We start from the raw sequence: 12,254 nt of genomic DNA, 5'->3' as shown, positions 1-12,254 counted from the left end.
GAAGCGGTTGCGCAAAGAACACGGAGTATCCGCAAAGCACGCGGAGAAAAATCCTTCGCGAGGAACTGCAAAACCTGCCGGTTTCGCCTTTCTTTTGGCGCTCTTCGCGTAACCGCTTTCGGGTTACTTCAAATCCGCGAGAGCGAGGCGCGCTGCATGGTAGCCGCACATGCCGTGCACGCCTCCGCCGGGGGGCGTTCCCGAGGAGCAGAGGTAAACGCCGGGAAGCGGCGTCCGATACGGCGCCAGGAGCGTGGGGCGGGCCAGGAACTGGCGCAGGTCCTGTACCCCGCCGTTGATGTCCCCTCCTATGATGTTGGCATTGTATGTTTCATACTCCAGGCAGTTGCGGGTGTGGCGCCCGAGGATGAGGTCCCGGAATCCGGGTGCGAAGCGCTCCACCTGGGACTCGATGCGGTCGCTCATGTCGAAGGTGGAGCCGTGGGGGACGTGGCAGTAGGCCCAGGCGGTGTGTTTTCCGTCCGGCGCGCGCGAGGGGTCCACCAGGGTGGGCTGTGCCACCAGCACGAACGGTTGCTCGGGATGGATCCCCCGCCAGATCTCTTTCTCGCCACGGGCGACCTCCTCCTCGGTCCCGCCGACGTGGACGGTGGCAGAGCGCCGGCAGCCGGCCGCCGTCCAGGGGATCGCCCCGTCCAGTGCCCAGTCGATCTTGAAGACGCCGGGGCCGTAGCGGTAGCGCTGCAGCCTGCGACGGTAGCCGGCCGGAAGGCGTGACCCGGCGATGGATTCCAACTGGCGCTCGCTGACGTCGAAAAGGACGATGCGGGCCGCGGGGAGGTCGGCGAGGCTTTTGATCGGGCAGCCGGTGACGATCACACCCCCGAGCGTGCGGAGGCAGGAGGCCAGGGCGGCGGCGATGCTCTGCGAGCCCCCCTTGGCGACCGGCCAGCCGGACACGTGCCCGAGCGTCCCGAGGATCAGGCCGAAGGCCGCCGAGAGCGGTTGCTGCAGCGGCAGAAATGCGTGGGCGGACATCCCGGCGAAGAGGGCGCGGGCGGGGGGATCCTTGAAGGCGAGCCGGGCCAGCAGCTGCGCGGGGAGGAGCGCCTTCATGCCGAAGAGCGCGAAGGGGACGGGGTACCGGGGGACGTGCAAGGGGGCCAGCAGGTCCGGGGCAAGGTCGTCCCAGCGCTCGATGAGCGGTGCGAACAGCCGGCGGTAGGAAGAGCCGTCCCGTCCCAAGAGGGAGGCGGTCTCGTCGAGGTCCCAAAACAGCAGGGCGGCCTCCCCGTCGGGGAGGGGGTGGGCGAGCTGCACCTGCGGGTATATCCATTCCAGGCCGTGTTCGGACAGGGGAAGCGACTTGAAGAAGGGGGAGGCGACGCCGAGGGGATGGATTGCGGAACAGACGTCGTGCAGGAAACCGGGAAGGGTGAGTTCCTCGCTGCGGGTTCCCCCGCCGATGGTGGCGGATCCCTCGACGACGGTGACCGAGAGGCCGGCTTTGGCCAGGGTCAGGGCAGCGGCCAGACCGTTCGGCCCGGAGCCCACCACGACGGCATCCATCTCGCTACCCTTGGGCATGTCGGCACCTCATGCGACCGGAATCAAAAACACGAGGTTCAAGTCTAGCAAAGGGAGAACCGTTGGCCAACGGAGAAAATCGCAAGGTTGCGGGGTTCCGCTTGGGCACGACTGACAGAAAATCCGGGGAAGTCACCAAAACAGCGGATTAATGGGGAAGTCTTCTCAGAAAAAGGAGGCAGGGGGCAGAGGATCAGCGGACGGCGAGGAGGGTCTCGCTGATGAAGGTCTCACAATGGTTGCGGTTAGCCGGTATTCCTTGGGGAGGCAGGTGGGACAGATGAGATGCGGGACAAGAAACGTCTTCATGGGCAGCAACGGTACCACAACACGGCGAACGATCAAAGACGCAAACCATTAGCCACGGAGAAAATCCGGGGAAATCTGCAAGTCTAGCAAACCGAAAACCGTTGGCCACGGAGAGAATCTGAGGAAATCCGGCGAGGCCACATGCATCCGTCGCGGTCCCGCCATCACTACTTGAGGAGCGGGTGGGACGGATGAGATAACGCAGAGCATTTCATAGATGGCAGAGACCTAACCTTATCAAGCCACTGACCTTTTTCCGCAGGAGGCAGGGCTAGAATAAAAGTTAAGCCGTTCGGGTGATGAGACGATGAGATAGTGACCGGCACCCTGCCTCGTGACAAAGCCGCCTCAGCCTGCAATTCATGGAGGGTCAATGATTCAAGCGGACCTCACTGTTTTCCTCGATCAATGGAAATCACCGCGGCAAAAAGATGATCTTTATTCCAGCCTATCGAACTTTGTGGAACAGTGGAACTCGTGTCAGCGACGGCACTTGGATGCACCAGTCAGACCGCTGAACATGGCTGCTCTAAAAAGCTTTTTCTCAGATTTTGCACCCCTCTTAAGGGAACTTCAGGTCCAACGAAGGGATGGCAAGGCTGCTAACGTGTGGGAAGCCGCAGGCCTTGGGGCTGACGAGGTGCGTGTCAGTTCGGTTCTGGCTTGGTTTCTCGACTGTCATGCAGCGCACGGACAAGGCAACCAGTTGCTCTCTCTTATACTTGATGCCGTTGTTGATATGCCTGCCGGGTTCCCTTCTTCAGAGAAGGTCCGTGCAAAACCGTATTGGGTGCATGTGGAATCATGTGCGTCCGGCGACCGCACCAGCAGGGTGGACATAGAAATTGAGGGGGAAGCTTTCCTCCTGTTTATTGAGGTAAAGGTTTACGCTGCAGAGACTAACGACCAGTTGAAGCGTTACCTCAAAATCGCGCGACAAAAAGGAGGAGGGCGCCCTTACGGAGTGTTGTTTTTGACTCTGCCAGGGAAACGGGCCAGTATCCAAGACCCATTCCTAGTCAATATCACCTGGCAAGATGTTGCGCATGTCTTTAGGGCACAGGCGAGGTTGCTTACCCCTGGCAGCAATTCAAGGTCATTACTTTCCCAGTTTGCACAACATATTACCGGATTCTAGGAGGTCCCATGGGCAGCAAAGAAGCTGGAAGTCTCATCATTAAGAGCATGTTTGTCTTTGAAGAGGTCTTTCGCGAATATTTAGACAGTGTCGGACCAGCGGTTTATTCTGAGATCAGCGCCCTGATCGAAAAGCCCGCCCAGCATGAAAAGTGGACGGGTAGTTTCGACCTCTGGGAGGAAGATGAGGTGTGGTTCGCTCCGCTGGAGTGGGCGGAGGATGGAACCAAGGAAGACTTCAAAGCTTATTACTGCCTTGACTATATTAACGATGGGAAAGTGCTCGATGAATACCTGTACCACATTTCTCCGATTTTGGGGATAACGGCGACGCAGGCCGGGTTCAGCTTTGCCCTCGAAAGAAAGTACATAGGAAATCCGAAGGTCGGGGACTTGAAGAAATTCTGCCAGAATCATCGGAACTACGACAGCCTGATCGGGATAGGTTTCAGGCAGACGAGCAATGGTAAGTTATTTATACCGTTTAAGGTTGATGCAACGGCCCTGGCTGATGCTTACGCAAATGATACGATCGTAGACGCCTTGCAGCCGATAGCAGATGCCTTGGAAAAGCTGCGCAACGCTCATCCCTTATTTGCTGAACTTGTTGCAGATGCCGAGAGGAGTTTTCTCAAGTAGCGCCGGCTGGGGTCCGGTCCCTCTGGGTTCCCAGCGCAACTGGTGGCTCTATGCTAGCCCAGTTATCAAAAAGAAGCGTCCCTCTGGGAGCCGTTGTAGCTCCTGCTGCGGGGATAGTGACGCTGGGGTTTGGGCGCTCCGCACCTTCGGCGCCTGGTGCGACGTTTCTTGACGTATGGGCAGGATATCCTGATCGTGACAAGGAGGCGTCGAGATGAGGATAGAGCCTGAAACGGAGCTGGGGGCACGCGTCGGGGTGGCCGCAGCGGGGCCCAGCGGCCTACGGATGATCGGCAGATTGATGCAACGGCTCCCACTCCTGGAGCCGTTGTCGTACCTCGCGGCTGAGGAGCGGGCCATGCCGCCGGTGGACCTGGTCGTGGTGGTGAGCGGGATGGATGATGTCACTGTCGCCGGTGATACCCTGCGTGCCGCAACCGTCGCACGTGGGTTGTCCTCTGTGCGCTTGTGCGTGGCCGTGGTGCCCAGATCTTCTCTGGCTTCCACTCCGGAGGTGTTGGGAACCCTGCGGGAGGTGGGGCAACTGGTCGATGCGCTGTTCCTCGTTTCGCACCGGAATCTGAAACCGCTGTACCCGGATGCCCCCCGGATGATGGCGGAGCTTGCCCTGGAGGAGTTTTTGTCAACCACCATGATCGAGGACTTAACGCGGATCATCACCGAGCGCGGCTTGATCTGCATCGACTTTGCGGATGTGGTGGCGATACTGCGCGACGGCAGCAGCGAGACTTGCCTCGGTGTGGGACTGGCCGGCGGGAAAGGGGGGGCGGCACTGGCTGCAGAAAAGGCCGTGCAAAGTATCCGGGAACAGGGGGGGGAGCCGAGCCAGCACGGCGCTTTTCTGGTCTGCGTGAAAGGTTCCACCAATATCACCATGGACGATTTCGACGATGCCTCGAGAGTGGTGCACGAGAATGTCCATCCCGACGCCAACATCATCATAGGGCTGCTGCTGGACGATGATCTGGGCTCCAACGTCAGGGTGTTGATCATGGCGAAGAAGGATGCCGTTCCGGTCGCTCCCGTGGTTGACGAGCGGGTGCGCCGCTTCCTCGGGCAGACATGACTGCTTGCGCCGGGAAGATCGATGAATCTACCGGGGGGGTGGATGAACCGCGGGAGATGTCGCAAGCAGTGGCTGTGAAAAGAATCGGAGATGAAAGAAGGGGGCGGCCGCGATTGCTTTCGGCGCCCCCTGTCAAGAGAAGCGGATGTGACTGGGGAGTGAGCTAGTTCTGCTGGGCGTGGCGGATGCCGAGCATCATGCGGCCGGGGCCGGGGACTCCGGTGGGGACGAAGGCAACCTGGTCGCCCGGATGCACCTCGTGCTCCAGGCTGTAGGCCTTGTGGTTAACGAAGACCGCCTCGATCTTCTCCATGGGAAGCCCGAGGTCGCGGGCTATCGCCTCCGCCGGACATCCCTCCTCGGGAACCGTCACCTCGGCCTGGGAAGGAAGACCGCGGTCTTTCCTGAAGGTGTGCAGCAGGCCGAACATCCTTACCGTCGTGTTTGCTTTCGATGGCATGACTTACTCCTCTCTTTCGTTGTGACATTGCGGGCGGGTGCTTCACCGTTTCATGCTGCAACTGCCGGGAGTGAGGCATCAGTCCTTTAGTGGCCGAACGATCGTTCGGTAGAAAAAAGTTTACACTATAAATGGGGTGATGGGAAGCATGAGAATCGTGACATGGGAAGAATGGGAAGAATGGGAAGAATGGGTAATGGAGACGGGGAATCGATAAGGTGGACGGGAATAGGGGAGGATGCGGACCGCACGGCCCGCATCCCAGGTGGGGCGGTTACCGGCGGCGGTTTAGGGCGAGAAGAAGCAACTCGGCCAGGTGCAGCGGCTTTCGCTCGGTCGCCTGCAGAATCTGGGTGCGGCAGCTGAAACCGTCGGCAACGATGTAGTCGCCGGACGAGGCCTGCCTGACTGCGGGGAGAAGCCCCATCTCGGCGATGCGCATGGAGATGTCATACTTCCCTTTCTCGAAGCCGAACGAGCCCGCCATGCCACAACACCCCTGCTGCGGCTCGACCACGGTAAGCCCCATCTGTTTGAACAGCTCGTGGGCGGCCTCCGGTTTCAACAGCGCCTTCTGGTGACAGTGGGCCTGGTACACGATGGTCCCGGAAAGCCTGGGCGGGGTGAGACTTTCCTTCTTCATGAACTCCGAGAGGGTGACGGTGAGGCCGGTGACCCGCTTGCCATCCTCGTGCTGCGGGTAGAGCTCGGACAGCTCGTCCCGGAACACGGCGGCCGTGCTCGGCTCCAGGATCAGAACCGGGATCCCCTGGCGCACGTAGGGGCTCAGCAGTCGCACCGCCTCGAGGATCTTCTTCCCGGCGTAGGCCAGCATGCCGTAGTCGATGGGGGGGCGCACGACGGGGGGGCGCTTTTTCGGGACGATTACCTGGTACCCGTAGCGGGTCAAAACCTCGAAGGCCGCCTTGAGGGTCTCGGGAAAGAAGCAGTCGTTGAAGATGTCGGGGTAGAGGACGACGCGCCGCCCCTCGCTGCGGCCGCCGTGTCTGCCGCTTTTGTACCAGGAGGTGAAGCTTTCATCTGCAAAGCGGGGCATGCTCCGCTCCGGGGCGATGCCGCCCAACGCCTTGGTAATGCCCGAGAGCACCGGTGTCTGTCCCATGAAGTTGGCGAGCGCCGGCATCTTCGCGCCCAGGGAGCCCCAGATGCCGAAGAGCCCCATGGAGTAGGCGGGGAGCGGGCGGAGCCGGTGCCGGTAGTGGTGGTGCAGGAACTCCGCCTTGTAGGTGGCCATGTCGACGTTGACCGGGCAGTCGGTCTTGCACCCCTTGCAGGAAAGGCAGAATTCCAGGGATTCGAGCACTTCCCTGCTGTGCCAGCCGTCGGCCACGAAGTCCCCCCGGAACATCTCGAAGAGCAGGTGCGCACGCCCCCGGGTGGTGTGCTTCTCCTCCAGGGTGGCCAGAAAGCTCGGGCACATGAAGGCGTCGTGGGTGCGGCGGCATTTGCCCACCCCCACGCAGCGCAGAACCGCGCGGGGGAAACTGCCGTCGTCGTTGGGGAAGCGGAAGCGGGTCTCCGGCTGCCAGGGGTTGTATTCGGGGCCCAGCCGCAGGTTCTGGTCGGGACGGAAGGGCTCCACCACCTTGCCCGGGTTCATCTTCCACTCCGGGTCCCAGAGCTCCTTGAAGCGCCGGAACGCCTCCAGGAGTTCGGGGCCGTACATCTTCTCCAGGTACATCGCCTTGGACTGTCCGTCGCCGTGCTCGGCGGAGAAGGAGCCGCCGTAGCGGACCACGAGGTCGGTCGCCTTGTCCAGAAAGCCCAAGTAGTTCTGCACCCCCTGGTGCGTGAAGAGATCGAAGGAAATGCGGCAGTGGATGCAGCCGTCGCCGAAGTGGCCGTAGAGCGAGGCGATCAGGCCGTGCTCCTGCAACAGGGCGTGGAAATCGCGCAGGTACGGCCCCACCTTTTCCGGCGGGACGGCGGCGTCCTCCCATCCCGGCCACCCAAGCGGCACCCCCGGGACGTTGGCCGTGGCGCCGAGTCCCGATTCCCGCACCTCCCAGACCATCTTCTCCTCCTTGCTGTCGGAAAAGAGCTTCATGCTGGGAGGGTCGTCCCGCTTGCCGATCTTCTTCATGGCCTGGCGCGCCTTGCGGTCTGATTCCTCCCTGGTGTCGCCGCCGAACTCCGCCAGGAGCCAACCCTTCCCCGGGGGGAGGAGCTCGATGTCCTCGGGGTGCAGTTTCTTCTTCTTCATGAACTTGATGAGGAGCTCGTCCAGCCCCTCCAGACCGACCGGTGCGAATTCCATCAGGGCCCCGATGTCGTCGGCGGCGCTGTAGACGTCCGGGTACCCCAAAACGAGCAGGGTGCGCGACGGCGGGCTGTGCACCAGGCGCACGGTCGCCTCCAGCACGGTGACGCAGGTCCCCTCGGTTCCCACCAGCGCCCGCGCCACGTTGAACCCGTTTTCGGGGAGGAGGTCGTCCAGGTTGAAGCCGGAAACGCGGCGCGGGATCCTGGGGTAACGGCGGCGGATATCCCTGGCGTAGCGGTCGCGGATCTCGCGCAGACCGGCGTAGATCTCCCCCCGCCTCCCCCCCTCTGCGATGATCCTTTCCAGCTCCTCTTCGCTGGTGGGGCCGACGGTCATGCGCACCCCGTCGTAGGTGACCAGGTCCAACTCCAGCACGTTGTCCGCCGTGCGCCCCGCCATCACCGAGTGGATGCCGCAGGAGTTGTTGCCGATCATGCCGCCGAAGGTGTTGTGGTCGTGGGTGGCGGGGTCGGGCCCGTAGGTCAGGTGGAACTTCTCGGTCTCGTCGCGCAACTGGTCGAGGACCACGCCCGGCTGCACCCGTGCGATCCTCTTTTGCGGGTCGATCTCGAGGATGCCGCGCAGGTACTTCGAGTGGTCGATCACCACGGCGACGTTGCAGGTCTGGCCGCACAGGGCGGTGCCGCCGCCGCGCGAGACCACCGGGGCGCCGTGCCTGCGGCAGACCTCGATGGTCTTGACCACGGCGTCGGTGGTCCTCGGTAGCACCACGCCGACCGGTACCTGGCGGTAGTTGGAGGCATCGGTCGCGTAGAGGGCGCGGCTCGTGCTGTCGAAACGGACTTCGCCATCAACCGCGGCGCGCAGGTCGGCCTCGAGCGCCTTCGCGTTCAGCATCTGGTCTCCCTTTCTTTCTGCTTCGCTCATCGCTCCTCCTCTGGGGCGTCAGATCTCGAACCTCTCGGCCTCCGCCACCCTGAGCGCGAGGCCGTGGCCCGGCCGCTCCAGGTCGGGCGCCAGCGTGCCGTGCCACGGCTCGATCACCCCGTCGAAAAGCATCCGCTCGATGCGGACATGATCGTGGAAGTATTCCAGGTGGCGAATGGGGGGCGCGGCGCAGCAAAGGTGCAGGTGCAGGGCCGGCGCGCAATGGGACGACATGGGGAGGCCCCAGGCGCTGCAGAGGGCGGCCGCCTCCAGGAACCCGGTCACCCCGCAACGGGTGGCGTCGGCCTGGAGCACGTCGACGCAGCCGTCCCGCAGGATGTCCAGGAAGTAGCGGAGGTCGAAGCCGTACTCCCCCGACGAGATCTCCATCCCCTCCGGCGCCAGGTCGCGCACCAGGCGCAGCCCCTCCCGGTCCCGGTGCGGCACCGGCTCCTCGAACCAGGTCACCCCGTCGGCGGCGAAGCCTGCGGCGAGGGCGAGGGCCTGTTTGCGGCTGTAGCCGCCGTTGGCGTCCACCATGAGCTCCGCCTCCGCCCCGATCGCCTGTCGGGCCGCCCTCACCCGTTCCGGGTCCGCCTTGGCGTCGCGCCCCACCTTCATCTTGACCCGGGAGATCCCCTGTCCCACCCAGCCCGATAGCTGCCGCTGCAGCTTGTCGACGGGATACGAGGTGAAGCCGCCGCTGCCGTAGACCGGCACCCGCTCGCGCGCCTCCCCCAGGAGGGAGACCAGCGGCACCCCGAGGAGCCGGGCCTTCAAATCCCAGAGGGCGGCGTCGAGTGCCGAGACCGCCAGCATGCCGATGCCGGACTGGCCCAGGTTGCGCAGCGCCCCGGTCAGGGCGACCCAGCAGCCGGCGATGTCCAGCGCGTTGCGCCCGCGCAGCAGGTCGGCCAGCTTGTCCTTGATCAGGGTGGCCACCGCGGGGGAGGCGTAACTGTAGCCGAACCCCTTCTCCCCCCCGGAGTACAGGTGGGTCGCGACCAGGACGGTATCCTCCCAGCGGTAGGTCCCGTCGGATTCGCGCTCCTCGGTGGGGATGCGATAGCAGTTGACCTCGATCCGTTTCACGCTCGCCTGTTTCATGCCGGGTCCTCCAGATCTCACGCTCCTTGCGCCGCGGCGGTGCCGCGAGCCGGTTGGCTCTGGCGCTGCGGTTCTCCCTGGAGCCGCCAGTCGTACTCCGCGTACTCGATGCCGAACGATTCCGGGCTCATGGGCAGCCTCGCTCGGAAAAACACATTGGTGCAGTATAACCGAGCAAAATTAAAAATCACCAATTTAACCGCGGGCGCCGGATCCCACGCGGGGGACCCGGCCCCTCCCGAGGGGGCTTTCTCAGCTTCCTCCGCGCTCCATGGGTGCATAATCGTTGACATCCCGTGCGGAGTCGTTAAATATGCTGCTGTCTGCCAATTCACATGAGAGCCCGCGAGAGGAACCACGCATGCCGACAGTACTGGTGATAGAGGACGAGAGGGACCTGGCCGAACTGGTGGCCTTCCACCTGGAACAGGAGGGGTACACCTGCCTGATCGCGGGGGACGGGAACTCCGGGCTCAACGAGGCACGCCGCCACAGGCCCGACCTGATCCTGCTCGACCTGATGCTTCCGGGGATGCTGGGGACCGAGGTCTGCCGCCTGCTCAAGGGGGGGGAGCAGACCGGCTCCATCCCCATCATCATGCTCACCGCGAAGGGGGAGGAGATCGACCGGGTGGTCGGTTTCGAGATGGGGGCCGACGACTACGTGGTGAAGCCCTTTTCCACCCGGGAGCTGATGCTCAGGGTGCGCGCCGTGCTGCGCCGCAGCAGCGAGCAGGCCCCCAAGTCGGCGCAGCTCACGCTGGGCGTGCTCCACATCGATACCGAGGGGCACCGGGTCGAGGTCGCGGGCGAGGAGGTGCAGCTCACCTCCACCGAGTTCAAGCTCCTCATGAACCTGGCCGAGCGGCTGGGGAGGGTGCAGAGCCGGGAGCTCCTGTTGCAGAACGTCTGGGGCTACAACTACCTGGGAGACACCCGCACCGTCGACACCCACATGACCCGACTGCGCACCAAGCTCGGGGCGGCCGGCGAGATGATCAAGACCGTGCGCGGCTTCGGCTACAAGCTGGAGGAGGCATGAGAGGGGGCTTCCGCTGGAAGCTGATGGCGTCCTACCTGGCCCTCGTGTTTTTCCTGGGCGCGGGGCTCTACCTCTACCTCTCCGGGAGCCTGGAACGCTCCATGACCAAGGACACCCGGGAGCACCTCCAGGACCAGGCGCGGGTCGCTTCGCTCATGGCGCTCAAGGAGATCCGCGACCTCGACCGCGATGCGCCGGCCCTGACGACGTCGCTGGCCAAGGCGATCCGATCCCGCGTCACGGTGATCGCCGGCGACGGGCGCGTGGTGGCCGATTCCGGGCTCGAGCCCGGCCAGTGGTCCGGGCTGGAGAACCACGGGCACCGCCCCGAGGTGATGGCGGCCTTCCGGGAAGGGATCGGCAGCGCCGTGCGCTACTCGGCGACCCTGCACATCGACATGCTCTACGTCGCCGCGTCCTTCGGCGACCAGGGGGTGATCCGCCTGGCGCTGCCGCTCTCGGAGCTGGAGCTGGCCAAGGAGCGCCTGAGAAGGAGCCTCGGCGCAACCCTGGCGGTGGCGGTGCTGGCCTCCCTGCTCTTCTCCTATTTCCTCTCCAACATCAACTCCCGCAAGCTCACGAAGCTCGCCGCCGGCGCCAACCGGATCGGGCGCGGCGAGTTCGGCACCCGGATCGCCATCAGCAGCAACGACGAGTTGGGCGAACTGGCGCGGGTCATGAACGAGATGTCGGGCAGGATCAGGCAGCAACTGGAACAGATCTCCTCGGAGAAAGGGCGCCTGGACGCCATCCTGGAGGGAATGGGGGAGGGGGTGATGGTGACCGACCCGGATGCGGTGGTCACCCTGGTGAACCCTGCCTTTCGCGCCCTGTTCGGCACCGGGGAGCAGGTGCAGGGGAGGCCGCTGCTGGAGATCAGCCGGCACCCGGACCTGCACGCCGCCTGCAGGGAGGTCCTCTCCGAGCGGCGGGAGCGGCACCAGGAGATCTCGCTTCCCGGCGGGAGGGAAACCCTGGTCCACTGGGTGCCGCTGCTCGACGAGGGGGAGCTTGCGGGCGCGGTGGCGGTCTTCCATGACATCAGCGCCCTGAAGCGCGTGGAGCGGATCCGCCGCGACTTCGTCGCCAACGTCTCGCACGAATTGAGAACGCCGGTCACGGTGATCAAGGGGTACGCCGAGACCCTCCTCTCGGGTGCCCTGGCCAGCGACCCGGCGCGGGGGGAGCGCTTCCTGCAGATCATCCTGAACCACGCCGAGCGGCTCTCCGACCTGGTGCGCGACCTACTGGCCCTCTCGGAGCTGGAGAGCGGCGAGGTGGCCCTTAAGCCCGAGCGGATCGCGGTGGCGGACGCGGCGCGGCACGCCATGCTCCTCGTGGCGCAGCGCGGCGAGGAAAAGGGGGTGGCGCTGGGCTACTCGGATGTGGCGGAGGGGCTGCAGGTGCAGGCCGACCGTGCCCGGCTGGAGCAGGTCCTCATCAACCTGCTCGACAACGCCATCAAGTACAGCGAGGCGGGAGGGAAGGTGGAGCTTTCCGCCTCCCGCGAGGGGGACCTGGTGCGCATCTCGGTGCGAGACAGCGGCATCGGCATCCCGGAGAAGGACCTGCCGCGCCTCTTCGAGCGCTTCTACCGGGTGGACGAGGCGAGAAGCCGCGACAACGGCGGCACCGGCCTCGGGCTTTCCATCGTGAAGCACATCGTGCAGGCCCACGGCGGCACGGTGCGGGTGGAGAGCGAGCAGGGGAAGGGATCGGTGTTCAGCTTTACCCTCCCCGCGCCCTGAGAGGA

The 12,254-nt window shown here is 64.0% G+C and carries 9 protein-coding genes; 5 read left to right on the top strand and 4 right to left on the bottom strand.

Going from position 1 to position 12,254, the window contains the following annotated elements:
- Positions 1-123 precede the first annotated feature (123 nt).
- Positions 124-1,548 carry a phytoene desaturase family protein gene (locus KOM00_RS18580; RefSeq protein ID WP_216500509.1) on the bottom strand — a complete coding sequence of 475 codons (1,425 nt, stop codon included), beginning with the start codon at positions 1,546-1,548 and terminating at the stop codon, positions 124-126.
- A 682-nt stretch (positions 1,549-2,230) separates the two neighbouring features.
- Here KOM00_RS18580 and KOM00_RS18575 point away from each other — a divergent pair.
- The 3 genes from KOM00_RS18575 (at position 2,231) to KOM00_RS18565 (ending at position 4,720) form a co-directional block, all read left to right on the top strand.
- The gene (locus KOM00_RS18575; protein WP_216500508.1) at positions 2,231-2,995 is read left to right on the top strand and encodes a PDDEXK-like family protein; all 765 of its coding nucleotides are present in this window, start codon (positions 2,231-2,233) and stop codon (positions 2,993-2,995) included.
- Between the two features lie 8 nt (positions 2,996-3,003).
- Complete coding sequence (locus KOM00_RS18570) at positions 3,004-3,633, top strand: hypothetical protein (RefSeq protein ID WP_216500507.1); 630 nt, start codon at positions 3,004-3,006, stop codon at positions 3,631-3,633.
- Positions 3,634-3,847: 214 nt separating this feature from the next.
- Entirely contained in the window at positions 3,848-4,720 is an 873-nt protein-coding gene (locus KOM00_RS18565) for an FtsZ/tubulin family protein (RefSeq protein ID WP_216500506.1), read from the top strand.
- 163 nt (positions 4,721-4,883) lie between these two features.
- Here KOM00_RS18565 and KOM00_RS18560 read toward each other — a convergent pair whose 3' ends face one another.
- From KOM00_RS18560 to KOM00_RS20850, 3 genes are all read right to left on the bottom strand, one after another.
- A complete protein-coding gene (locus KOM00_RS18560; RefSeq protein WP_216500505.1) occupies positions 4,884-5,180 on the bottom strand; it encodes a MoaD/ThiS family protein in 297 nt (98 codons plus the stop codon).
- Between the two features lie 274 nt (positions 5,181-5,454).
- Positions 5,455-8,352, bottom strand: a complete 2,898-nt coding sequence (locus KOM00_RS18555) for an FAD-binding and (Fe-S)-binding domain-containing protein (RefSeq protein WP_216500504.1) — start codon at positions 8,350-8,352, stop codon at positions 5,455-5,457.
- A gap of 18 nt (positions 8,353-8,370) precedes the next feature.
- The gene (locus KOM00_RS20850; RefSeq protein WP_216500503.1) at positions 8,371-9,459 is read right to left on the bottom strand and encodes an enolase C-terminal domain-like protein; all 1,089 of its coding nucleotides are present in this window, start codon (positions 9,457-9,459) and stop codon (positions 8,371-8,373) included.
- A gap of 361 nt (positions 9,460-9,820) precedes the next feature.
- On the opposite strand from KOM00_RS20850, the gene KOM00_RS18545 reads away from it, so the two are divergent.
- Positions 9,821-10,501, top strand: a complete 681-nt coding sequence (locus tag KOM00_RS18545; RefSeq protein WP_216500501.1) for a response regulator — start codon at positions 9,821-9,823, stop codon at positions 10,499-10,501.
- Positions 10,498-12,249 carry a two-component system histidine kinase PnpS gene (gene pnpS / locus KOM00_RS18540; protein WP_216500499.1) on the top strand — a complete coding sequence of 584 codons (1,752 nt, stop codon included), beginning with the start codon at positions 10,498-10,500 and terminating at the stop codon, positions 12,247-12,249. The genes KOM00_RS18545 and pnpS overlap by 4 nt, the downstream gene beginning before the upstream one ends.
- The last annotated feature ends 5 nt before the right edge of the window (positions 12,250-12,254 follow it).

It is taken from the genome of Geomonas diazotrophica (assembly GCF_018919385.1).
GTDB lineage: Bacteria > Desulfobacterota > Desulfuromonadia > Geobacterales > Geobacteraceae > Geomonas > Geomonas diazotrophica.
This window is presented reverse-complemented; position numbering and strand designations above follow the sequence as displayed.